The 24,512-nt window shown below is 28.0% G+C and carries 27 protein-coding genes; 2 read left to right on the top strand and 25 right to left on the bottom strand.

Annotated elements, in window-relative coordinates:
* Window positions 1–21: 21 nt before the first annotated feature.
* The 4 genes from ACTG45_RS06285 to ACTG45_RS06270 all read right to left on the bottom strand — a co-directional run bounded on the left by ACTG45_RS06285 (window position 22) and on the right by ACTG45_RS06270 (window position 4,487).
* Window positions 22–897 (bottom strand): copper transporter, encoded by an 876-nt coding sequence (locus tag ACTG45_RS06285; protein ID WP_479918388.1) that lies wholly within the window; start codon window positions 895–897, stop codon window positions 22–24.
* 17 nt (window positions 898–914) lie between these two features.
* The gene (gene steA, locus ACTG45_RS06280) at window positions 915–2,036 is read right to left on the bottom strand and encodes a putative cytokinetic ring protein SteA (RefSeq protein ID WP_021383954.1); all 1,122 of its coding nucleotides are present in this window, start codon (window positions 2,034–2,036) and stop codon (window positions 915–917) included.
* A gap of 424 nt (window positions 2,037–2,460) precedes the next feature.
* Window positions 2,461–3,285: a sporulation transcription factor Spo0A gene (gene spo0A, locus ACTG45_RS06275; RefSeq protein WP_021383996.1), complete on the bottom strand. Its 825-nt coding sequence runs from the start codon at window positions 3,283–3,285 to the stop codon at window positions 2,461–2,463.
* 140 nt (window positions 3,286–3,425) lie between these two features.
* Window positions 3,426–4,487 carry a SpoIVB peptidase S55 domain-containing protein gene (locus tag ACTG45_RS06270; protein WP_021383939.1) on the bottom strand — a complete coding sequence of 354 codons (1,062 nt, stop codon included), beginning with the start codon at window positions 4,485–4,487 and terminating at the stop codon, window positions 3,426–3,428.
* 160 nt (window positions 4,488–4,647) lie between these two features.
* Here ACTG45_RS06270 and ACTG45_RS06265 point away from each other — a divergent pair, with 160 nt between their 5' ends.
* Complete coding sequence (locus ACTG45_RS06265) at window positions 4,648–5,088, top strand: GNAT family N-acetyltransferase (protein ID WP_479920019.1); 441 nt, start codon at window positions 4,648–4,650, stop codon at window positions 5,086–5,088.
* A 72-nt stretch (window positions 5,089–5,160) separates the two neighbouring features.
* Entirely contained in the window at window positions 5,161–5,640 is a 480-nt protein-coding gene (locus ACTG45_RS06260) for a GNAT family N-acetyltransferase (RefSeq protein ID WP_079746942.1), read from the top strand.
* A gap of 83 nt (window positions 5,641–5,723) precedes the next feature.
* Here ACTG45_RS06260 and ACTG45_RS06255 read toward each other — a convergent pair whose 3' ends face one another.
* The 21 genes from ACTG45_RS06255 to ACTG45_RS06155 form a co-directional block, all read right to left on the bottom strand.
* Window positions 5,724–6,590, bottom strand: coding sequence for a hypothetical protein (locus ACTG45_RS06255; RefSeq protein WP_479920018.1), 867 nt, complete (start codon window positions 6,588–6,590; stop codon window positions 5,724–5,726).
* A 202-nt stretch (window positions 6,591–6,792) separates the two neighbouring features.
* Window positions 6,793–8,472, bottom strand: a complete 1,680-nt coding sequence (gene recN / locus ACTG45_RS06250) for a DNA repair protein RecN (protein WP_479918386.1) — start codon at window positions 8,470–8,472, stop codon at window positions 6,793–6,795.
* Between the two features lie 19 nt (window positions 8,473–8,491).
* A complete protein-coding gene (locus tag ACTG45_RS06245; RefSeq protein WP_021383987.1) occupies window positions 8,492–9,304 on the bottom strand; it encodes a TlyA family RNA methyltransferase in 813 nt (270 codons plus the stop codon).
* Window positions 9,305–9,436: 132 nt separating this feature from the next.
* Window positions 9,437–11,302 carry a 1-deoxy-D-xylulose-5-phosphate synthase gene (gene dxs / locus ACTG45_RS06240; protein WP_021383934.1) on the bottom strand — a complete coding sequence of 622 codons (1,866 nt, stop codon included), beginning with the start codon at window positions 11,300–11,302 and terminating at the stop codon, window positions 9,437–9,439.
* 33 nt (window positions 11,303–11,335) lie between these two features.
* Window positions 11,336–11,773: a divergent PAP2 family protein gene (locus tag ACTG45_RS06235; protein WP_021383959.1), complete on the bottom strand. Its 438-nt coding sequence runs from the start codon at window positions 11,771–11,773 to the stop codon at window positions 11,336–11,338.
* Window positions 11,774–11,802: 29 nt separating this feature from the next.
* Window positions 11,803–12,690 (bottom strand): polyprenyl synthetase family protein, encoded by an 888-nt coding sequence (locus ACTG45_RS06230; RefSeq protein WP_021383981.1) that lies wholly within the window; start codon window positions 12,688–12,690, stop codon window positions 11,803–11,805.
* A gap of 2 nt (window positions 12,691–12,692) precedes the next feature.
* Window positions 12,693–12,908 carry an exodeoxyribonuclease VII small subunit gene (gene xseB, locus ACTG45_RS06225; protein WP_003419178.1) on the bottom strand — a complete coding sequence of 72 codons (216 nt, stop codon included), beginning with the start codon at window positions 12,906–12,908 and terminating at the stop codon, window positions 12,693–12,695.
* 1 nt (window position 12,909) lies between these two features.
* Complete coding sequence (gene xseA / locus ACTG45_RS06220) at window positions 12,910–14,115, bottom strand: exodeoxyribonuclease VII large subunit (protein WP_021383937.1); 1,206 nt, start codon at window positions 14,113–14,115, stop codon at window positions 12,910–12,912.
* Window positions 14,112–15,182, bottom strand: coding sequence for a Kae1-like domain-containing protein (locus ACTG45_RS06215; protein ID WP_479918385.1), 1,071 nt, complete (start codon window positions 15,180–15,182; stop codon window positions 14,112–14,114). Before ACTG45_RS06215 ends, xseA begins: the two co-directional genes overlap by 4 nt.
* A complete protein-coding gene (gene nusB, locus ACTG45_RS06210; protein WP_021383993.1) occupies window positions 15,166–15,672 on the bottom strand; it encodes a transcription antitermination factor NusB in 507 nt (168 codons plus the stop codon). Before nusB ends, ACTG45_RS06215 begins: the two co-directional genes overlap by 17 nt.
* A gap of 85 nt (window positions 15,673–15,757) precedes the next feature.
* Window positions 15,758–16,120 carry an Asp23/Gls24 family envelope stress response protein gene (locus ACTG45_RS06205; RefSeq protein ID WP_021383951.1) on the bottom strand — a complete coding sequence of 121 codons (363 nt, stop codon included), beginning with the start codon at window positions 16,118–16,120 and terminating at the stop codon, window positions 15,758–15,760.
* 109 nt (window positions 16,121–16,229) lie between these two features.
* A complete protein-coding gene (locus tag ACTG45_RS06200; protein WP_021383962.1) occupies window positions 16,230–16,916 on the bottom strand; it encodes a SpoIIIAH-like family protein in 687 nt (228 codons plus the stop codon).
* A gap of 26 nt (window positions 16,917–16,942) precedes the next feature.
* Window positions 16,943–17,497, bottom strand: coding sequence for a stage III sporulation protein AG (locus ACTG45_RS06195; RefSeq protein WP_021383956.1), 555 nt, complete (start codon window positions 17,495–17,497; stop codon window positions 16,943–16,945).
* An 11-nt stretch (window positions 17,498–17,508) separates the two neighbouring features.
* On the bottom strand, window positions 17,509–18,126 hold the full coding sequence (locus ACTG45_RS06190; protein ID WP_021383945.1) for a stage III sporulation protein AF: 618 nt from the start codon (window positions 18,124–18,126) through the stop codon (window positions 17,509–17,511).
* 55 nt (window positions 18,127–18,181) lie between these two features.
* Window positions 18,182–19,387 (bottom strand): stage III sporulation protein AE, encoded by a 1,206-nt coding sequence (gene spoIIIAE / locus ACTG45_RS06185; protein ID WP_479920017.1) that lies wholly within the window; start codon window positions 19,385–19,387, stop codon window positions 18,182–18,184.
* A gap of 83 nt (window positions 19,388–19,470) precedes the next feature.
* Window positions 19,471–19,848: a stage III sporulation protein AD gene (spoIIIAD, locus tag ACTG45_RS06180; RefSeq protein WP_003428424.1), complete on the bottom strand. Its 378-nt coding sequence runs from the start codon at window positions 19,846–19,848 to the stop codon at window positions 19,471–19,473.
* A gap of 24 nt (window positions 19,849–19,872) precedes the next feature.
* Window positions 19,873–20,070 (bottom strand): stage III sporulation protein AC, encoded by a 198-nt coding sequence (gene spoIIIAC / locus ACTG45_RS06175; protein ID WP_009888937.1) that lies wholly within the window; start codon window positions 20,068–20,070, stop codon window positions 19,873–19,875.
* Window positions 20,071–20,087: 17 nt separating this feature from the next.
* Window positions 20,088–20,609 carry a stage III sporulation protein AB gene (locus ACTG45_RS06170; RefSeq protein ID WP_479918383.1) on the bottom strand — a complete coding sequence of 174 codons (522 nt, stop codon included), beginning with the start codon at window positions 20,607–20,609 and terminating at the stop codon, window positions 20,088–20,090.
* Complete coding sequence (gene spoIIIAA, locus ACTG45_RS06165; RefSeq protein WP_021383924.1) at window positions 20,599–21,567, bottom strand: stage III sporulation protein AA; 969 nt, start codon at window positions 21,565–21,567, stop codon at window positions 20,599–20,601. The genes ACTG45_RS06170 and spoIIIAA overlap by 11 nt, the downstream gene beginning before the upstream one ends.
* Window positions 21,568–21,789: 222 nt before the next feature.
* Window positions 21,790–23,775 carry a fructose-1,6-bisphosphatase gene (locus tag ACTG45_RS06160; RefSeq protein WP_021383980.1) on the bottom strand — a complete coding sequence of 662 codons (1,986 nt, stop codon included), beginning with the start codon at window positions 23,773–23,775 and terminating at the stop codon, window positions 21,790–21,792.
* Between the two features lie 88 nt (window positions 23,776–23,863).
* Window positions 23,864–24,403, bottom strand: a complete 540-nt coding sequence (locus ACTG45_RS06155; protein ID WP_021383997.1) for a GNAT family N-acetyltransferase — start codon at window positions 24,401–24,403, stop codon at window positions 23,864–23,866.
* Window positions 24,404–24,512: the final 109 nt, after the last annotated feature.

The following is a 24,512-nucleotide window of genomic DNA, read 5'->3' as shown; positions in this document are numbered from 1 at the left end:
CTTCTCTCCTTAAAATTATTTCTATTTAATAGATGGCAACAATGAAGTTGCAGTATCTAATCTACCAAAATTGCCAACTATATTTCCTTGTTGTAAAAGAATAGCTAGAGATATACTTCCTATTCCTTCATCAATATTATCTATAGTTGCAACCTTGTTTTTAGAATATAGTTCTACATAAGAAGTTTTAACTCCTGTATTTTGAACTTCTACTAAATATTTATTTTCTGATTTAAGTTTTGAAACTACAAACTTTTCTATCTTTTCAAACTGTTTTGTACTATCTTTTGCATCATTTCCACCAGCTATTACAACAGAATCATATTTTAGATATGTATTACCAAGAGAGTTAAATTTTATTACATCTAGTTCTTGAAGATATGTCAGAATATCACTTGCATCTTCCTTTTTAAGAGTATCCATTATATAATTAACAGCATCACTTGAATTTTTTATATCTGCACCCAATTTAGTTGATATTTCTTTTAACTTTTCTGGACTTGTTATATTTTCTTTTAATACTATATTGAATGCAATATTTCCATTAGATTTATTTATTATGTCTTCTATATTCTTTGTATAATCGTCATTTTCATTAGCTGATATTATTCCTATATTTTTACCATTTAATGAACCGGCTAAAATCTTATCTACATTTTTATTTATAAAATTAACCGCCTCTTCATAATCTTTATTTACATTTGCTAGGTCACCATCAAGTTTATCGTTTTTTTCTTTTAAAATATTAAACTTATCATCTAAATCATTTATTATATTTGCTTGTTGTTCACTTAATTGTTGATTATTATTTAAGTTAAATCCTACTAACATGCCTATACCCAAAGCTATAAATATAGCACCTATAGTGACTATATAATATTTCATATTAATATGCATATTTATCCTCCTAAAATTTACATCTGTAATAATACTCTAAACTTTAATTGCATTAGTTGTATAAATTGTTGAACTCCTGGTGACAACGATGCTACTACCAACACAGGAAATAAAGCTGTTGCTATTAATGCCCATATGTACTTTATTTTTAACTTACTTCTATATAACAGATTAACTCCTTTAGCATCTATAAGCTTTGAGCCTATTTTAAGCCTAACTAAAAAGGTACTTGCCATACCTTTTCTTCCCTTTTCAAGGAAATCAATCATATTTGAATGTGTACCAACTGCTACTATTAACTCTGCTTTATACTCATAAGCAATAAGCATAGCTATATCTTCACTAGTTCCTGGTGCAGGAAATACAATTGCATCTAAACCTAACTCCTGAACTCTCTTAAGACCTGGTGCCCTTCCATCTGTATAAGCATGTACTACTATTTCGCTAGCCTTCTTTAAAGCATCGTCACTTACACTATCCATATCTCCTACGATTACATCTGGAGTATATCCAAACTCAATTAAAGCATCTGCTCCTCCGTCAACACCAACCAAGACTGGCTTTACCTCTTCTATATAAGAAAGCATAGTACTTAAATCTTCTTTATAGTCCTGACCTCTTACAACTATCAATACATGTTTATTAGCATAATTAGTTTTCACTTTTGGGATTTCTACTTCTCCAAGTATAAATCCTTTTTCTTTTTTAGCATAATCTATAGTATTATCTATAAATCTGTCCAATTCTACAGCTAAATTTTCATAAGCAGCCTTTATTTGGTGTGAAACTTCATACTTGTCTAAAACTTCGCCTGCACCTAAAAATTTTCCTTCTCTATATATCTTTCCATCTACAACTTCTATAGTTTCCCCTTCTTTTAATTCTTCAAATAATTCTTCTCCAATATTATCAATTATTAGTATATTATTTTCAGTTAATATTCCTGGACCTTTATTGGGATACCTACCACTTATAGAAGGAGCCGCATTTATGACAAGTTTTATTTTAGCTTCTACTAAAGAGTTTGCAGCAACTTCATCTATATCGATATGATTTATAACTGCTATTTCCCCACTTTCAACTCTTTTAGCAAGTTTTTTGGTTTTTCGATCTACTTTTATAGGGGCCTCGACTCTCATTTTTAAACCTCCACTATCATTATTAAAATCACATTATATTATAGCATTACTTAACAATAAAATAAATGTTTTAAGTTTGTTTTGCATCTTTGGCATTTATAATACTATATTCTATTATTTTTTTATTTAACACATTCAACAATATTCTTTAAAATATAAAGTTTATTATATTTTATTCAACATTCATTTTTAAAAAATAAACTCCTTCCATTTTGCAACTTATAAAGACATATACTATAAGCATAGTATAAATAAATTTATTATATTAATATATTGAATGAATAATAAAGAAAAAATAAAGAAAAAATTTTATACTTATTAAAATAGCGAAACAGCATAACCCTACTGGTTATACCATTTCGCTACTTGTAATACATATTTATCGCCAATGCCTTAATTAAAAAGCCTTACTTTTTGTGTCTATTTATTTAACCATACTATGCTCTAGTCTTAATTTGTCAGCAATCATTGCTATAAATTCTGAGTTAGTTGGTTTTCCTTTAGTATTGTGTACTGTATATCCAAATAGTTGATTTATTGTGTCAACTTTTCCTCTACTCCATGCAACCTCTATCGCATGTCTGATTGCTCTTTCAACTCTACTTGGTGTTGTATTGAATTTTTTAGCTATACTTGGATATAACTCCTTTGTTACTGCACCTAAAAGCTCAACATTATCAATAACCATTTTAATCGCTTCTCTTAAATATAAATACCCTTTTATATGAGCTGGTACTCCTATTTCATGTATTATATTTGTGATTTCTGTTTCTATATTTCCTACATTCTTAACGAAATCACTTCTAGTCATTTGAGTTTCTTGAACTGGTCTAGGCTTTGGCTCAACTTGAGCAACTCTATTAGAAACCAATTCTCTAATTCTGTTTATAAACACAACAAAATCAAACGGCTTTACTATGTAGTAATCTGCTCCTAGATTTATTGCGCTTTGAGTTATCTTATCCTGACCTACTGCTGATAGTACTATTATTTTTGGCATTTTAGGTATATCCATAGTATTCAATTTTTCAATTACACCTAATCCATCTAGATGTGGCATTATTACGTCTAATATTAATAAGTCCGGTTGTGTCTTTTTTACTAAGTCTAATGCTTCAATTCCATCCTTAGCTATGCCTAATATATCGATATCATCCTCATTAGACAAATACTCTTTTAATACCTGACAAAAATCCTTATTGTCATCTGCTAAAACTATTTTGATTTTTTCCACTAAAAATCCCCCCATTAAAAAACATCTTCTTATTACAGAAAACTAAACTTTTTACACAATTGCTCTTAATTATCTACTCTAATGCATATTCGACACTTCAAAATTATATTCCTTCTAGATAATTGATAAAATAATAAAATTTTTTAATGCCTCACCTACAATTTTATCATTTCATCTATAAAAATACCATATCCTTTTTTCGGATTATCTCTAAAAACATGAGTTATTGCACCAATAATTTTATTATTTTGTATTATTGGGGCTCCACTCATCCCCTGTACAATACCTCCTGTGTATTCCAATAACTTATCATCTACTACTTTTATTACCATATCTCTATAATTTCCTTTATCATATACTATACTTTCTATTTTTATATCATAGCTTGTTATATTCTTATTTTTATCTTCAAAAAGAATTACTGCATCTCCTATTTTTACATCTTGTGGTCTTCCAACTTCTATCAATTGCATTTCTTTATTTGCCAAATCAAATTCTTTGTTCTGTTTATTTGTAATATTACCACTTATACCTAACTCTGAATTATTCGAGAAATTACCCATTAAATTGCTATCATTAAAGTCGCCTTTTATTTTACCGATTTTTTCATTACTAGCCTTTACTATTTTTAGCTTTTCTGGCTTATATATATATCCTTGTTTTATTTTTAATAGTTCATTAGTATCCGAATCTTTTATGGCATGACCAATTGCTTTGAACTTTTCCATACTAGGGTCATAGAAAGTCATAGTTCCAATTCCAGATATTTTATCTCTTACCCAAAGACCAAGCTTATATTTACCATTTTCTCTTTTAGTTTCTATTATTTCTGTCTTATACTTATTCTTTCTCTCAAAAGTCACTTCAACTTTACTTTTTTTAGCCTTGTTCAAAATTTCTGATACATCTTGACTGTTTTTTATCCTTTTATTATCTATTTTTACTATATTATCACCAATTTGTATGCCTCCAATATAATCTACATCTTCTTCCTCAAATCCTAAGACCAATACACCATCCGTATTGGCTTTTACTCCAATTATATTTCCAAGTGGATATACGAATTTTTTATCATGATTCTTAATTGTAAAAGCTTCTATTGGAGTTTCTTTATTTATATTATAATTCTTATTTTGAAAAATTATAACCATCATAAAAATCGATACAGCTCCTAATATTATCCAAATATTTTTGAAATTTTTATTTGCTTTGTTCATATATTCATCTACTCCTATGCTGTATTATTATGTATTTATAATTCCTTTTTCCAGAAAATTTATTCATTTAAAAACCTTGCTGAGTATCTTACTAAGTGATTTTTAATATATAATATGATAGTATTATATTGTAACAAAAAGTTTGAAGGGCGGTAATATCTTGAAATTAAATGTAAGAATTGCAGACATAAATAATTGGCATGATTTAGTTAATTTGTCTGTAGATAAAAGTCAATTAGATTATATAGAAAGCAATGCACTTTCTATTGCTGAATCTAAATTTATAACAGCTTGGATACCTGTGGGAATATATGATGAAAATTCATTGATAGGATTCGCTATGTATGGTCGCTTAGAAGATGATAGAGTTTGGCTTGATAGATTCATGATTGATTCAAAGTATCAAGGCAGAGGATACGGAAAAGCGTCCTTAGATTATCTTATAAATCTTCTTAAAAAAAAATATAACTGTGATGAATTATATCTTAGTATATTTGATAACAATAAAACGGCTATCAAGCTTTATAAAGATTTTGGATTTGAGTTTAATGGAGAACTTGACTATGGTGGTGAAAAAGTAATGGTATTAAAATCTAATTGATATTAACAAAAATATACATATATCAAGGAGGTGAAGTCGTTATATAAACATATTTATATAATGATGGATAAAATGGCTCAAAATATAACTTTAGAATTTGTTGAAGAAAAAGACTTGGAAAACCTTGAAAATGTAAAAATTTTATTTACTGAATATTCGAATTCTCTAAATATAGACTTATGTTTTCAAGACTTTAACAATGAATTAAAAACACTTCCAGGAAAATACAAAAAACCTTCTGGTTCATTGATATTAGCATTTGTTGATGGAAATTTATCAGGTTGTGTTGCTCTAAAAAAACTTGAAGGCAAAATATGTGAGTTAAAAAGATTATATGTAAGAAATCAATTTAGAGGACTAAAAATAGGAAAACTACTATTAGAAGAAATTATTAAAGAGGCAAAAGAAATTGGATATGCATATATGAGACTAGACACTCTTCCAAGTATGAAAAGTGCTCAAGGACTATATGAAAAACTTGGTTTCTATGATATAGAACCGTATACTTATAATCCGATTGAAGGTGCTAGATATATGGAATTAAAATTATAATTTTTATTTAATAGAGTATAAATAAAAATACTAAGATTTTATTTATACTCTATTTTATTGACTAACTTTATTTGTATATGTATTTATTTTTCTAAATCTTGTAGTCCCATAGTTACCTCTTCAGTTATATCCTTTATGTATTCTACTCCATTACTGTATGTAAGCTTGGCTTTAATATAAACTATATCATCAATATCCCTTTTAGGAAAAGCAGCTTCATAATTTACTTGACTTTCATTTGAATTATTGTTTTTATCATCATCTGAGATTTTAACAGATTTTGCTTTGCATACAGTATCTTTTTTCCCTTCATTTACAATGATATCTACTTTCTTCAATCTGATATTATTATAAACTTTATTTTTTGACTTTTCACTTTCATGATTTAAGAGATTACTATTTTCTATTATTTCAATAAAATATTCTTTATTATCCCTTATTCCAGAATTAAATACAGGTTGTTCAGGCATATAATCAGATGTAGTTAGCTTTTGTACATCTGAGCTTTCAGATATTGTCCCATTTGTAACTACTTTATAGTCATATTCATTGCCTGTCTTTATTTTCATCTCACAAGCATACGATAATTCTCCATGTTTTGTCATTTTAATTTCATTCCATTTATTATTATCTTCTTTATACATGAAAAATACCTTGCCATCTTTACCCAGCTTACTCAATTGAATATCTACCTCAATAATACATTCTTCTTTTTTAAGCTTTTTAACTTTTAAATCAATACTTTTAGTTATATAGCTTTTCGACATTTCTTCATTTATCGTATTACTAATATCTGACTTGGTGTTCATAATTTCTTGTGACAAGTACTCTAATTTATTATTATAGTTTTCTATGTTTTTGTTAATTTCATTCATTGTCAATATCATATACCATAATAAAATAAAAATTACAATTGTAAAAATTAAGTGCATAGTATTTTTTTTATTCAATTTATGCCCCCCTCACTAATACCTTATACATAATATTATACTTAAGCATCTAAAAATTTCAAAGTTACAAATTTATAAACCTTTAAATTTTGTGTTTTTAATGTCTACATTAAATAATATAAAATTATTTTGTCATAAAAAATAGATGTAAAGTATTCAGATAGAAAATTCTTTACATCTATATTAGAGCAATCTTTCTTAACTAGCATTTTTTAGCCATTTCAATGATTTCACTTGCATGTTCAATAGTTTTCTCTGTTATATTATTACCTGCTATAAGTCTAGCAATTTCATTTTTTCTTTGAGATTGATTTAGTTTACTAACATTAGTAAATGTCCTATTATTTGAAGTGTCTTTCTCTATACAATAATGAGTATCTGCATTTGCCGCAATTTGAGGTAAGTGAGTTATACATATTATTTGTTTTTTCTTTGCTATATCACTTAATTTCTCACCAACAATTTGTGCTGCTATGCCACTTATCCCTGTATCTATTTCATCAAACACTAATGTATCAATATCATCTATATCAGCTAATATTGTCTTAAATGCCAACATAAATCTTGACATCTCACCACCTGATGCAACTTTATATATTGGTTTAATATCTTCTCCTAAGTTAAAAGATATCATAAATTCAATATCATCTACTCCATTTAAAGTAAATTGACCTTCTTCAAAATTAACTTTGAACATTACATTTTTCATGTTTAGACTTTTTAATTCATCAAGAAGTATTTTCTCTAAAGTAGTTGCTACTTCTTTTCTTGCTTTGGTCAATTTATTAGCTTTTATTTTTAAATCTTCTTCTATATTCATAAGTTGACTTTTTAATTGTTCAACTCTTTCATCTCTATTTAGTATCTCATCTAATCTATCTTTTATCTTTTCATAATACTCAAATATATCGTCTATACTATCTCCATATTTTCTTCTTAAATTGTTAATCTCATCAATTCTAAGTTCAATCTGCTCTAGCTCATAAGGCTCAAAGTCTATATTATCTTTGTAATTTCTTATATCACCAGATATATCTTGTAATTCATACATAATTCTTTCTACAGTATCACTATATTCACTCAAAACACTGTCATATTTTGATATGTCATTAAGCTCTTTAGATGCAAGACCTATTAGGTCAATAACATTATACTCACCATTATGTAACTTGCTATAACTTAAATTTAAATTATTATATATCTTTTCACTATTCCTATAAACTTCTCTTTGTTTTAATAAATCTTCATATTCATTTTTGTTTAAATTTGCAACTTCTATTTCATTTATTTGAAATTTTAATAAATCTATTTCTCTTTGAATTTGCATCTCATCTTTATTTTCTGTCAAACAATTTAAAGCTTTTTTTACCTCACTATACTTGTTATACACTTTTTTATAGGCAACTTTAAATTTTTCTAATTCATTTTCTCCAAAAAGGTCTAGAAATTTCAAATGAGTATCTTTATTAAATAAAGCTTGATTTTGATGTTGACCATGTATATCTATAAGTGTTGATGCAATTTCTCTAAGAAGAGATACTTTAACAGTTCTTCCATTTACTCTAGCAGTACTCTTTCCATCTGAATATATCAATCTAGTTATGACTAACAAATTGTCATCTTCTATACTTATATCATTTTCGTCTAGTATTTTTTTTAAATATATATTATCTGACAAAAATACGGCCTCAATAAGTCCCTTGTCTGTTCCTTTTCTTAGAAAAGACCTATCGTATTTATCACCTAGACAAAGTCCAAGTGCATCTATTATTATAGATTTTCCTGAACCAGTTTCACCTGTAAGTATATTTAAATTTTTATCAATACTCAACCTTAGCTCTTCAACTAAAGCACAATTTTTCATATATAATTCGAGGATCAAGTCTAAGCCCCCTTTTAGTCTATTTATCTAAATTATGAGAAGCCTCAACGACTTCTATTATTTTGTTATTGTGTATGTCACTATTAAACTCATAACCTTCATTACCATTTCTCAAATGAATTAAATATTCTATATTTCCTTCAGGACCCTTAATTGGAGAAAAGTCTAATCCTAAAATTTCAAATCCATTTTTAACCGAAAAGTCTGAAATCATTTTTATGACTTCTATATGTGTAGATTTTTCTCTAACTACACCTTTTTTACCTACTTTTTCTCTTCCTGCCTCAAATTGAGGTTTAATTAAGGCAACAATTTCTCCATCATGGCGTACTAACTCCTTAGCTTTTGGAAGTACTAGTTTTAATGATATGAAAGACACATCAATTGATGCAAAATCAGCAAACTGCTTTGTATCTTCTATTGTTACATTTCTTATATTGGTTCTTTCCATACACACAACTCTATCGTCTTGTCTCAATTTCCAAGCAAGTTGACCATAACCAACATCTATAGAAAATACTTTTATTGCTCCGTTTTTGAGCATACAATCTGTAAAACCACCTGTAGATGCACCTATATCCATACATACCTTTCCATCAATAGTTAAATCAAAGTTTTTCATTGCTTTTTCAAGCTTTAAACCACCTCTACTGACATATGGTATTGGATTTCCTTTTACTTCTATATTACAGTCCTCTTTTACTTCTGTGCCAGCCTTATCACACCTTTGATTATCAACAAAAATTAGACCAGCCATTATTGCTTTTTTAGCTCTTTCTCTACTTTCAAAATGACCTTGTTCTACTAACAATAAATCTATTCTCTTTTTCATAAAATTACCTTTCTGTTAAAAGCTACTTTAATAATAACTAAAGTAGCTTTAAGTAACACACTTGATATTTATTCTAATTGATAAATTTTATATTTCATCTCAGTCTTAATTTATAATATTTTCATTAACTTTTTATTCAATAACTAACTTTCTTATTTTATCAGCAATACTCTCTGAGGATAATCCTACAAAATCATATAACTCATCTGCATTACCATGTTTTATAAATTCTTCTGGTATTGCTATATTAAGTATATTTATCTTATACTCATTATCTATAATAAACTTGTTTATTCTACTTCCAAACCCTCCAGTTACAACGTTGTCTTCTATTGTAACTACATTTTTGTGAGTCTTTAATAAAACATTCAACATATCTTCATCCATTGGCTTTAAGAATCTAGCATTAACTATTGTTGGATTTATTCCTTCTTTCAATAATATTTCTTTAGCACCCAAAGCATGTTTTACCATACTTCCAATAGAAAGTATAACTGTATCTTGTCCATCATCTAATACTTCATACTTTCCTAATACAAGTTCTTTATATTCTCCCTTGTCCAAGTAATAGCTATTTCCTCTTGGATATCTAATTGCTAATGGATAGTCTAATTTTAATGATAAATCCATCATAAGTTCCATCTCTCTTGTATCTTTTGGTGCCATTACTACAATATTTGGAATAGAATTCAAGTAACTTAAATCAAACATACCATGATGAGTTTCTCCATCATTTCCAACTAACCCAGCTCTATCTATAAGAAAAGTAACTGGCTTTTTAGTTATACATACATCATGAATAATTTGGTCATATGCTCTTTGCAAAAACGATGAATATACAGCAAAGTAAGGTTTCATGCCATTTTTTGCAAGTCCTGCTGCAAACCCTGTTGCATGTTGTTCAGCTATACCAACATCATAATATCTTTTTGGATATGCACTTTCAAATAAATTTAACCCAGTACCAGATGGCATCGCAGCTGTTATTGCTACTATATCTTCATTATCGCTAGCCATATCAACCAGTTTTTCTCCAACACTAGCTGACATAGACTTAACTTTTGAAGATGTAACACCTGTCTTTATATCAAATTTTGATACTCCATGATATTTATCAGGTTGCTCCTCCGCAAATCTGTACCCTTTTCCTTTTCTCGTAATTACGTGTAAAAGTACAGGCCCTTTTTTGTGTTTAGCCTTCCTCAATATATCTATTAATTCTTTAGTATTATGACCATCTATAGGACCATAATATTTTATACCTAATGAATCAAAAAATGAACAATCTTGAGGAGAAAAACTATACATCAACTTGTCTTTAAATCTATGTGCAGTTTTAGATAAAATTTCGCCTGTTGATGTAACGTTTAAAATTTTATCAACTTCATCTGTCATTTTTTCAACTGTTGAATTTCTTATAATACTTGACAGATATTTAGACATTCCACCAACATTTTTATCTATGGACATCTCATTATCATTAAGGATTACTATCATATTAGTATTGATATATCCCAATTGATTTAAAGCTTCAAGTGCCATACCTCCAGTTATAGAACCATCTCCAATCACAGATATAACACTGTAATTTTCTTTTTTTATATCTCTAGCACAGGCAATACCTGTAGCTACAGAAATAGATGTACTGCTATGTCCTGTGTCAAAAATATCATGAGGACTTTCACTCTCCTTTGGAAAACCACTTAGTCCATTAAATTGTCTCAAAGATATAAAACAATCTTTTCTTCCAGTAACTATTTTATGAACATAAGATTGATGTCCTACATCCCATACGATTTTATCTTTAGGACTGTCAAACACTTTATGAAGAGCTAATGTTAACTCAACTACTCCTAAATTAGAAGCTAAGTGTCCACCTGTCTTAGAAACAGATTTTACTAAAAATTTTCTTATATCTTTTGCAAGTAAATCCATTTCTTCTATGCTCATATTTTTTATATCCTTTGGAGAATTTACTTTATCTAAATATTTATACATATTATCCTCACCTTTGTTTTGTAAATTTTAAATTTACATCAATATTAAAGCTGTTACTATTCCGAGTAAAGCTCCAAACCAAACTTCTAGTGGTGTGTGACCTATTAATTCTTTTAATTTCTTCTGCTCTATATGCTTTCCATGCTGTATATCTGCTACTATTTGATTTAATATAATAGCTTGTTTACCTACAGCCCGTCTAACACCTGCTGCATCATACATTATAATCAAGGCAAGCACAGTAATTATAGCAAAATCAGTAGAATTAAACCCTTTTTCAATACCTACCACTGTAGCTAAACTTGTAACAAAAGAACTATGGGAACTAGGCATACCTCCTGAAATAAGTATTCTTGATAACTCAATTCTTTTTTCCTTACCAGTAAATATTTTTATAAATTGTGCCAAGAAACAAGCAATCAGACTTATTCCCAAAGCCCCATTGTTAAAAATCTCCGAAAAAAAGTCCATTTTTCCCTCCTCGATTTTAGCTGTATATTTTAGTATTCCCTATCTATTATATATTCAGCCAATCCCTTTAAAAAATCTACATCGTCAGATAATTTTTCTATACTTTTCTTTGCTTCATCAATCAAATTATATGCAATTTCTTTAGATTTATCTAAACCTAAAAGTGATGGGTACGTTGACTTGTGATTTTCTATATCACTTCCAACTTTTTTTCCTAACTTCGCTTCATCTCCCACTATATCTAGTATATCATCTACTATCTGGAATGATAATCCGATATTTTTTGCATATTTAGTTATTTCTTCCATCTGTTCTGAATTTGCTCCACCTATAATAGCTCCTGCTCTCATACAGCCCACCATCATTGCAGCAGTTTTATTCATATGTATATAATCTAATTTTTCTTTTTCAATTTGTTTATTTTCACTTTCTACATCTACTACCTGACCGCCTATCATTCCATATATACCAGCACCTTTAGCAATTTCATTTATAGCTTTTAAGTATTTTTCTGGATTTTCTTTATTGATTGAACCTGAAAGCATAACTTCAAAAGCATAATTTAGTAGAGCATCCCCTGCTAAAATACCCATAGCTTCTCCGTATACTTTATGATTTGTTGGTCTTCCTCTTCTTAAATCATCATTGTCAAGAGCTGGTAAATCATCATGTATTAGTGAATATGTATGTATCATTTCAATTGCCACAGCAAAAGGAATAGCTTCTTCTTCATTACCTCCAACTATTTTACAAGCTTCTAATGTAAGTATTGGTCTTAATCTCTTACCTCCAGCACTTAAACTGTAGTTCATAGCTTCAATAACAGTTTTTTGATATCCTTCTTCTTTAGGCATATATTCTTTAAGTACATTTTCTATAAAACTTGCTTTTTCTTTCAGACATTGTTTAAATTCCAATTTTACTCCTCCTCGATTTTAAAATCTTCTTCTATTCCTAATTGATTAAATTTACTTATTTTCAATTTAGCATCATCTAAAAGCTTATTACAATGTTTATAAAGGCTTATACCTTCTTCATACAAGCTCAAAGATTCATCTAAGCTAGCATTTTTAGATTCTAACTCGTTTAAAATACTCTCCAATCTTTTATAAGCTTCTTCATAGGTTAAATTCATACTATACCTCTTTATTTTCAATTTTATCTATCATACATTCTAAATTTCCATCTTTTAATACTATATCTATCATATCTTTTGTTTTTAATCCATTTATACTGTTTATTACTTTTCCATCTTTCTGGGCTATACTATAACCTCTATCCATAGTAGCTAGTGGACTTAAATTATGAAGTAAAGCTCCAATCTTTATTAGTTTCTCTTCTTCCAATTTCAAATTATTTTCTATTCCAAAAATTATTTTATCATATATTTTATCTAATTGTATAACTTTATCTTTTATTGTATAAGAATCTAAATAGTTATTTATCTTGTTAAACGCTGACTCTAGCTTGTATTGGTCTAGTTCAATTTGATTTGTAAGAGACTTACTCATTCTACTTTTTATATTTCCAAGCTTGTAATTTATATCATCTAATGATGGAGTAGCAATCTCTGCTGCTGCTGATGGTGTTGGTGCTCTCATATCAGCTACAAAATCACAAATAGTAAAATCAGTTTCATGCCCAACTGCTGATATTATTGGAATCTGAGAATTAAAAACCTCTCTTGCTACCATTTCATCATTAAAAGACCAAAGCTCTTCTATTGACCCACCACCTCTACCAATTATAAGTGTATCAACATTCTTCATATGATTAAAAAATCTAATTGCTTCACATATTTCTTCTGCTGATTTATCTCCTTGAACTGTTACTGGATAAAGCTTTATATTAATTTTAGGGTATCTTCTTTTTATAACATTTATTATATCTCTTATAACAGCACCTGTTGGAGATGTTATAACTCCAATTGATTTTGGCATTTTAGGTATAGGTATCTTGTATTTTGAGTCAAATAGCCCTTCTTTATTAAGTTTTTCTTTTAATCTATTGAATTCTATGTGTAAATTTCCTATTCCCTCTATTTCAATTTGGTTAATGTATAATTGATACGCACCATCTCTCTCATAGACTGATATATATCCACTAGCTATAACTTTCACACCATTGTCCAATTTTAGATTACGATTAAAATTGCTTTTAAAAATTACACAGTTTAACTTTGATGATTCATCTTTAAGTGATAAATACACATTCCCACTACTATGAACCTTAAAATTAGAAATTTCTCCCTTAACCTTAAGATTAGAAAGTATTGGGTCGTTTATTAAAATTCTTTTAATATATGAATTTGCTTCACTTATATCTAAAGCTCTTAGTTTCATACTCTTTCTCCTAAAAAGTTATTCAATCCTATTATAGCACACCCAACAGCATTATCAGTTGAATATTGTGGCTCTGTAAAATGAGCTTCTATATGTTTTTTTCTTAATTTTAGACTTAATTCTTTGAGAATATACTTACTTGCAGAAACTCCACCTGCAAAAACTACTTCATTTATATTATAAGTTTCACATAAATACACTAAAGATTTAAACATATTTCTAACTACTGAATCTAATACTAATTTAGATACATATTCTTTTTGATTGGTATTATCTCTATTATCCTCTATAATCTTATTTACCTGATTTTCTAATCCAGATAAATTCATATATCCATCTCTCACAGAAGTTTTTAGACCACTTTCTATTTTAAGATTATAATTTAAAGCATTTTCATCTAAATATTTTCCTGAAGGAAATTTATATCCTAACTTAACTCCTACTCTATCTATAAGTTGACCAAAACTAATATCTTTACTTCCTCCAATTATATCTATATTATATCCAAAATTATTGCATAACTTACTTTTATCATCTTTTTTATTACTTATTTTGGTAATTGCATCTAAGTTATTATCCCATATATTATAATTACTATCCAATTTGCTTATTAAAAGTATCTCTGTAGTGCCACCAGACATGTGAACAGAAATAAATCTATTATTATTTTTTAATTTACTATTTAATAAACTTGCTTCAATGTGATTTTCTTGATGAGTAGTCTCATAAAATCTACAACCATACATGCTTGATAATAACTTTCCAAAATTATATCCTACATTAAATACAGGCATATATGAGTTTTCAACTGGTCTAGGTCTTATAGATGAACAGACACCTTCTACATTAAACTTACCTTTAAATGATTTTATTCTATCACTGAGAAGTCCTAAATTATTTACATGCTGGAATACAGCTTCACTCTGTCTTAGACCTTTGGTATTTTCTTTTACTTCCAACATTATTTTTTCATTAAAGATAACTTTCTTATCTAAAGAGATAGCTGCTATAGAAGTAGTATAGCAGCTAGTATCAATTCCAATTATTATATTATTTCCCGATTTCATCAACAACACTTCCCAATATACCATTTATAAACTTAGGAGACTTATCATCACAATATATCTTTGCAAGTTCTACAGCTTCATTTATTGATACTTTATTAGGAGTATCCAAATAAGCTATTTCACATACAGATAATCTAAGTATAGACACATCTACCTTTGGCATTCTATCTACTGTCCAGTTTTTAGCATGCTTATTTATTAACTCATCTATCTTATCATGATTTTCTTTTAGTTCTTTGCATACTCTGTTTATATACTTTCTGTCTATAACATCTTCAAGCTTAATATCTTCTAATTTTAAATTTGCATTATTTGAATACTGAAGTGCAAGTTCTTCATATCTATTTATAATATGCTCCGAATTATCTTTTAAAAAAGTATCTACTTTATCTTCTAAAGCCTCAAAATCTTCTTTATTAATATTTATCTGGTATATAAGTTTCATTATATATTCTCTTGTTGTACTCTTTTGTGCCCTATCTTTTTTCATCAATCAAAATTCTCCTTTAAGTTTAATTATCTATATAAAAATCAAATGCCAACAAAAAACCCTCTGACTTTTCAGAGGGCTAATATTAATTTTTCTTAGTTGCTTTTGCTTCTTCTTTATCAACTTTATCTTTCTTAAAGCTGATTCCTTGAATGTGTATATTTACTTGAGAAACCTTCAGTCCTGTCATTGTCTCAACAGTATTTTTTACATTTTCTTGAACTTTAAAAGCCGTATCTGGTATTGACATTCCATATTTTATCATAACCATTACATCTAAATTAACATCCTCTTCTTCTATTTGTATTTTTACTCCATTATTTTTTAACAACTTATCTGTTAATGTTGCTGTAGTTTCTATGCCTTCAACTTCTAATGCTGCTAAACCAGCTATTGTAGCTATTACATCATTAGATATTTTTACTTGTCCAAACTTATTATCTTCCATATTAAAACTTACCTCCTGATTTTAAGGAACTATTTTTATAAGTATAATAATACCAAATACAAGTCTACTTTGCAAGAAAATAACCTCAGTTAATTCTGAGGTTTATTTTTTACTTTTTATTATTATTTGTAAGTTTAATATTTTCATACTTTACATTCGCTTGTTCTGCAACTAAGTCAAATATTTTTGCTGCATCTTTCTTATCTAATTTAGCTTCATTTACTACTACATTAACTTTGCTATCACTTATATAAACTAATGCTTCTTCATATCCTTTTGTACTCAAGAGATTTTCTATTTGAAGTTCTTTTTCTTGAATTTTAACTATATTTAATTTCATATTAGAAGCTTCTTTTCTAGATTCTTCTGTTGTAGATGGATTATTTATCATTTCATTTAAATCTTGAACTAATTCATTTCTTTGCTTTTCTCTATTCATTTTCATATCCAAAATATAAGATGCTTTTTTCATATTTTTCTCAGATGATAGTTGAGCTTTTATTTCTTTGCTTGTTTCAGTTGCCTTTTCTTTTATTTTACTAGTTTTACTATCGACTATGTCAATATCAGCACTTTCCTTTCCATCTTGTTTATTTACATTACTAGAATCCTCTGTTTTACTACTATCGCTATCATCAGTATTTTTCTGTAATTGCGCTTCTTCATATGCCTTAAACTCTTTTGATGTTTCTAATAAAGACTTCTTACTCAATTGATAATTCACTGTTCCTACTACAACTAACATTGCAGTTAAAGTTATTATTACAAATCCTCTTCCCTTATAATTAAACTTCATTCATTTATCCCCCCGGTTATATGTATTTATTTAGAATATATTTCTACTTGATGTCCAGCTACTTGTAATGATGTTTGTACTGCACTATAAAGTGTTTCTTTCACACTTGGGTCATTAGCTCCACTTGCTACTACTATCACTCCCTTTATCTTTGGCTCTGTAGTTTTTATAACTACAGGGTCACTTGAATTTGAAGTTATCATTGTTTTATTTTCACTAGAAGTCGTAACTGTTCTTTCTCCTCCTTGTGCATCTTTTTCCTCTGTTGTTTCTGTTGTATTATTTGAATTAAAAGCAGGTTGTATTTCTTCACTTGATTCAAATGTAACCATTACATCAACATCCCCTGCTCCATCAATTTTAGATAGTATTGTTGTTAGTTTTGATTCTAAATCATCTTTTTCCTGTTCTTTAGTAACTTGTTTTTCAGTACTTTTGTTAGCTTCTGTTTTTTCAGCTTCTTTATTGTTTTTGCTACTCGGAAAACAAGATAATAATACTAATGACACCACACATATTCCAGCTATAGTTATTAGTGAATATACCTTTCTCTTATCTTTGTCATTCAAGTTTTTCAACATTCTCCCAACTCCTATTTATCAATTTGTATATCTTCTATAGAAACATCAAGCACCTTTATTAAGTCATTTTTTAATTTTTTTTCATTTAGGTTCAGTCCATATTCTGTACCTTTTTTAAAGACTTGTTTAGAATTTTCTTTGTCATTAGAGTTTATGTTTTCTCCATTATTTTTAGTACTATTATTTTTATTTTCTTCATCAATACTGCCATCACTTTTTGTACTATCATTTTTTTCTTTTATTCTTATATTATTTATATTTGCTCCATTAAGCTCTATATCTTCTAAATCATAACCATATTCGTCAAGTTTTAATTTAAGCACTTCTTTTAAACCGTCCTCATATCCCTTAGATAAGCTATTGTTCCCAGTTTCTTTTGCTAAAGCATTTGTACTATCTACATATTGTTTGTTGTAGTTGCCCATAGACTTCAAGATTCTATCTTCTAAGCTCATATCTTTTGAAAAAAATCCTACTAATGGAGTTATTACAATAAATACAAACATAAAGTTTAAAACTAAGTTGACATAAGGTTTTATCTTAGAACTCGGTAAAATCATATCTACTATATTTACTATAAATGCTCCTATTAAAACACTAACAATCCATGCCTTTATGCCCTCTAACATAACACCCTCCTCTCTACAAACTTTCGATTCAATGTAATCATTTTTTATTGATATATTATCCTTGACTTACGACACTTATCGAGGTCAAGATAGCTACAGTTACAAAGAACATTACTGTTATGGCAATTACTGATGCTAGCATTATTATCATTAAATTTGCAACTTCATTTAAAAAATTAGATATTCCATCTTCTCCTACTGGTTCTACAATTATTGAGGCTAATTTGTATACTACTATAACGGATAAAATTTTTATAACTGGAAGTAAACAAATTCCAACAAGTAATATAAGCCCTATTCCTCCAAATATATTTTTTATAAGTTGAGATGAAGATAATAAAATATCCACAGAATCAGATACAAATCCACCAACAACAGGAATAAAATTACCTATAGCAAATTTAGCAGTCTTTACACTGAATTTATCAAAACTAGTTACATACAATCCTTGTATGGATACAAGCCCTAAATAAATAGTAAACATAGCTCCAATAGAAACATAATTTATTTGTTTTACAAAGGAGAAAAATCTCTTTAACCTTATATTTTTTGATAAATTGTTTATTATTAAAATTCCAAACGCAACAGTAATTGATACAAATAAAAAATTTTTAAAAAATACATTTATAAATGTTACTCCTCCTATAAAGATAGGATTCAAAGTAGTAGATGTTATTGGGAATCCAATTAAAAGTAAAAATGTTATCAATATTGGCATTATAACCTGCATGAGACCTACAGTATGGTCTATTGCATCATAGCAAATTTGTAATACATCTTTAAATCCAACAAGTGTGAGTGATACCATTGTGATAAATATTATATATGTTGCTATTTGACTTACAGCACCTGATGAAAAAGAGTTCTCTAGACTTTTTAAAATAGATGATAATAAAGCCAGTACCAAAATTATTGCTACTACCTTTAAACTCGCTTTAAATTCGTCAAACATCAATATCTTCAATCCATCTTTATTGAATAAATCTAAGATATTTTTTTTGCCACTAATTAAATCTTTTACAAACGATTTTAAATTAACATCATTAATAACTATTTCTTTATTTATATAATCTTGAATTTCATTTATATCTAGCTTGTCTAACTGACCATCTATATATTTATCTATACTATTTTTTGTTTCACCATATTCTTTATCTTCACTACTTGGTACTTCGTTAGCAAATATCATAATAGCAAAAATATTTATAAAAAAGAAAGTAAATACAAAACCTATAATCATTGGTAAAAATCTTTTTTTCATAAGCAACCATGCCTCTCTTCACTCTATAAACCTCAATACAACGAATCTCTCTAATATACCTATAGTTATCTTAAGATACATAACTATGGAATTATGTTAACTACCATTTCTACAATGGATAGAAGTATAGGGAAAGACATTGACATAACTATTATTTTTCCTCCAAATTCTAGCTTTGAAGCAATGTTTCCTTCCCCACAATCTTTACAAAGTTGTATTGCAAATTCCATTAAATATGCTATCCCAATTAATTTTATTATTAATGATATATACATGGTTGGGATATTAGCTTTATTAGCTAAATCTTGTATACTATCTACTATAAAGTTCAACTTAAACATAACTGATAATAGTATTATTACTCCAGTTATTATCGCTATGAAGTTTGCTATCTCTGGTCTATCTTTTTTAATTACTAAACAGAGTGTAGTTGAAATGATTGCAATTCCTATTAATTGCATTATTTCCAAATTACTCCCTCCTCTTTAGTAAAGTTGAAACATTGTTCTTACAGTATTAAATAAGTCACTTATTTCTGTTATTACCATACCCAATACGATTATTACACCTGCTAATGTAGTAAGACCTGCCCAGTCTTTTCTATCTGTTTTTTCCAATATCATATTCAATACTGATATTAGAATTCCAACACCTGCAACCTTTAATATCAATGATATCTCCATAATAAACCTCCCCATATTTAAATCAATATAATACATATACCTATGCCTATAAATGTGACTAATTTTTTATACAATACACCTTTTTTGTTTATATCTTCTTTTGTCTCATAGGTCTGTTTTTTCAAATTTTCTATAGATAAATCTATCATTCTTTGTTGTGACTCTATGTCACTTTTACCTAAAGTAAGTATTAAATTTTTTAACTCCTCGATTTCTTTATTACCTAGATAAGTTTCTTTGTTTAAAATATCAAGATTTTCTGATATTATCATTTCCAAAGTTTTGCCTTGTTCATTGTGAAGTTCTTCTGATATTTGAAGAAAAAACTTCCAAAAACAAAACTCTTTATTTTCACCTATCCTCTTAAAAATCTCTTCCAATGTATAAAGTCCAAAAGACAAGTCCATCCTTAATATTTCTAAAACTCTTATTAAATCATTCAATTGTTTATGTCTACGAGTATAAGTCTTGTAGATGTGTTCACCTATCAAATAACTACTTCCTATTAAAAGAGCTATAATAATTATCTTAATTTGCAAAATACCATCTCTTTTCTTCTAAATCATAAATTTTTTCAATTGTCCCTGCACCTCTTTTGGCAGAAAGAATTATAACTTTTTTAAATAATTCTTTATCTAGAAGCCTATTTAATTCTTTTCTATTTTGTATATCTTCTATTGAATCTCCATGTACAGTAGTTATTAATCCTATACCTCCATTTAATGCTGTATATAATGCCTTTATTTCTTTTTCGCTTCCAATCTCATCTGTCACAATAACATTTGGTGACATAGACCTTAAAAGCATTGTAATCCCCAAGTCTTTTGGGCAAGTTTCTATTATATCAGTCCTTATTCCAACATCCATTTGTGGAACACCTAGATAAGCACCTGCTATCTCATTACGCTCATCCACTAGAGCCACTTTTAAACCTTTAAATCCATAATCCTCATTTCCATTGCTTAAATTTCTTACTATATCTCTTATTAAAGTTGTTTTTCCACATTGAGGTGGCGATATTATCAAAGTATTATTAATCTGATTTTTTCCATTTATGATATGACTTAAAATCTTGTTTGAACATCCAACGATTTCTCTCGATACTCTTATATTTAAAGATGATATATGCTTTATATTTTTGACTTGTCCATCTTCTACTATTGCTTTCCCAACTAACCCTACTCTATGCCCTCCTCTCAAAGTTATAAATCCTTTTTTTATATCATCCATAAATGAATGTATCGAATATTTACATATTATTTGAAAAGTTTGCTCTACATCTTCTCTTGTCACTACATATGAGTTTTGTTGATTTAAATCGAGTGTCATAGTTTTTTGATTATAAAAATAATCTTTAGAGTTTGCATTTAGTATCAATGGTTTTTGTGAACGTAACCTAATTTCTTCTATATTTAGATTATTATTTGAGATTTTTTCTACCTTTTCTCTTATAGTTGTAGAAAGAGAGTTTATAATTTCATCAGAAAGTTTATTCATTTCTTGTCCTCCTCCTTTGTTTATATAATTCTATTTATAAAGGACAAGGAATATTACCAAAACATATATATTTTTTAAAATAATATTTATCAATAAAAAAAAGTAAACCCATTTATTTAGGATTCACTTATTAAGTAAGCTCTATTAAATTACTATTATTAACCTTTATGGTATATTACTCAATAAAAAAGACACTTCAATTATGAAGTGTCTCTATAATATCTACATTTCTTTTATTAGGCCTTTTTTATAAGCCATTAAAAGTAGTTTTAAATCTTCTATTTCTTCCTGTATTTTTACTCCTTCATCAGTATCTCTTACCATTTTTCTCTTTGCCTTATGCTCTACTACAACAGTTGTCGATAAAATATCGCTTTCATTTGCAATAGCTTCTTCAGCAGAATTAAATGGTTCATGTGATACTAATTGTAGAGTTCTAGAATTATATATCAAAGTATATCCAGCTATACCAGTAGTTTTTTGATACGCTCTAGAAAAACCACCATCTATAACAAGAATTTTACCATTAGCTTTTATTGGACTCTCTCCGTTTTTACTTTCCACAGGAACATGACCATTTATTATATGTGATTCATCAAGTTCTAAATCAAATTCTTCAAATATTCTTTTACAAGCCATCTCATTTTCTCTAAGCTTAAAATATGGGTTCTTATTTTCTTTATGAGTCTCTTTTTCTGCTATAAAGTATCTTTCAAATGTAGTCATATCATCTTTACCAAATAATGAGGAACATTTTCCAGTCCATAAATACCACATAATATCCATACCATATAACTTTTCTTCTGCCTTATCTTTAAAGAAAAAACCTTCTCTTGCTAGAGATTCCATTTTGTCCATAAGAGCCTTACCTTTATACTCTTTTCCCATTATATTCATAGACATAAAACTTCCATCCTCATTTAATGGTACACATCCATGAATCAGTAAGTTCAAATTCGCCTTTAAATATATACTTCCTTTAGAAAATAAAAATGAAACATGTTTTTGTAGTTTTTCACTACCTCTAAATGAGGATACTAATTTATCAATAACATTTTTTTCTTCTATTGTTAATTTATATGGGTCCTTTTTGTCTATTGTAGGCAAATAAGTATCTTTTAATTTATATGTCTTTCCATTTAAAGTAATTGTACCTTCATCATAGTTTATCATATTAAGCAAAAGTCTATGTTCCATCTCAAATTCAGGTCTTCTCCTTATAACTTCACCTTCAAGTTTAAACTGGATTATACTTATTGCCTTGTGCATCTTAGCCATCAAAGACTTTTCTGTTATTGTTACACTTTGGTCATTAATCTTTGGAATAAATTCTTTACAAGGGTCATCCTTATACATCTCTATAGCAAAAGTAGCTAAAGGTAATAGATTTATTCCATATATGTCTTCTACAATATCTAAATTAGCATATCTAGCTGATATCCTAAGAGCATTTGCTATACAAGTTTTTTCACCTGACGCTGCACCCATCCATAATATATCATGATTTCCCCATTGAATATCTACACAATGATGTTCAATAAGTTTATCGACAATTATATCTGGTCTTGGACCTCTATCATAAATATCTCCTATTACATGCAATCTATCGACAACTAATTTTTGTATAACTGTAGAAATAGCAATTATAAACTCTTTAGCTATACCTATGTTTACTATTGTTTCAACTATACTTTTATAGTACTCTTCTTTATGTTCACTTTTGACATGCTCATGTAAAACTTCTTCTATTATGTATTTAAAATTTTCTGGCAAAAGTTTTCTAACTTTGGACCTAGTATATTTGCTAGAAGCATACTTACAAAGTTCTATAAGTCTATAAATATTTATTCTATAAAAATCATCTATATTTTCCTCTTGCTTAATTATTAGGTCTAACTTTTGTTCAGGATAATATACAAGAGTTGCTAACATCTTTTTTTCGCTGTCCCTTATTGTGTTTGAAAATAATTCTTCTATTTTTCTCTTTATTACACCAGAACCATTTTTTAATACGTGTACGAATGGCTCATATTCCCCATGTACATCTGTTATAAAATGTTCTGTTCCCTTTGGAAGATTTAATATAGCCTCTAAATTTATTATTTCTGTACTTGCTTTTGATATACTTGGATATTGTTTTGATAATAACTTTAAATACTTCAGTTTGCTGTTTAAATAATCATCTGATATTTTACACAGATTTTTCATAATTCGTCCTCCAAAATTATATTAAGTTATATTCTTTTTTAATTATACCATACTTAATATACTTTTTTCGAGATAAAATGTACACTAATTATATTCCTAATAAAAGTGACATTCCTACTAAATCTGTATAAACACCATTATAGTAACATTCTTTCTTTAATATACTCTCTACTTCAAATCCAACCTTTTTGTATAGTCCTATAGCATTATGATTTTCTTCATTAGTTACAAGAGTTATTTTCTTAGTTATTCCATTTGATTTACACCATTCTATAAGGTCTAACATAAGTCTTTTTCCTAATCCAATTCCCCAATATTTTTCTTTTACAACAATCCCTAATACTCCAACATGCTTTCCTTTTGCTTTTTGATTAGAATCAATTGTCGCAATACCAACTATCTCATTATCTATAAATGCAATCAATTTCACTGAATTATCAGACGCTTTTGCTGCCTCTATAGCGTTTTCTTGTTCCTCTAAAGATACTTTATATTCGTCTTTTCCAAATGAGAGAAAATGAGTTTCTCCACCCACTTCATTATAGAAATCTATAATGTTTTGAGCATCTTCTTTTACTCCCTCTCTAATAAGTATGTCCACACCATTTTTTAAAGTTATTGTTGGCATAAATTTACCTCCTAACAAGTTTTTTATCTATAAACATAATACTATTGTTTTTAACCTATTACAATATTTTTCATGTATTAATAACAATATAAGGTTACACTAAAATAAA

Source organism: Clostridioides sp. LIBA-7602, from assembly GCF_056688945.1.
The sequence above is the reverse complement of the archived record's forward strand: the minus strand, read 5'-3'. Positions and strand labels throughout refer to the sequence as shown.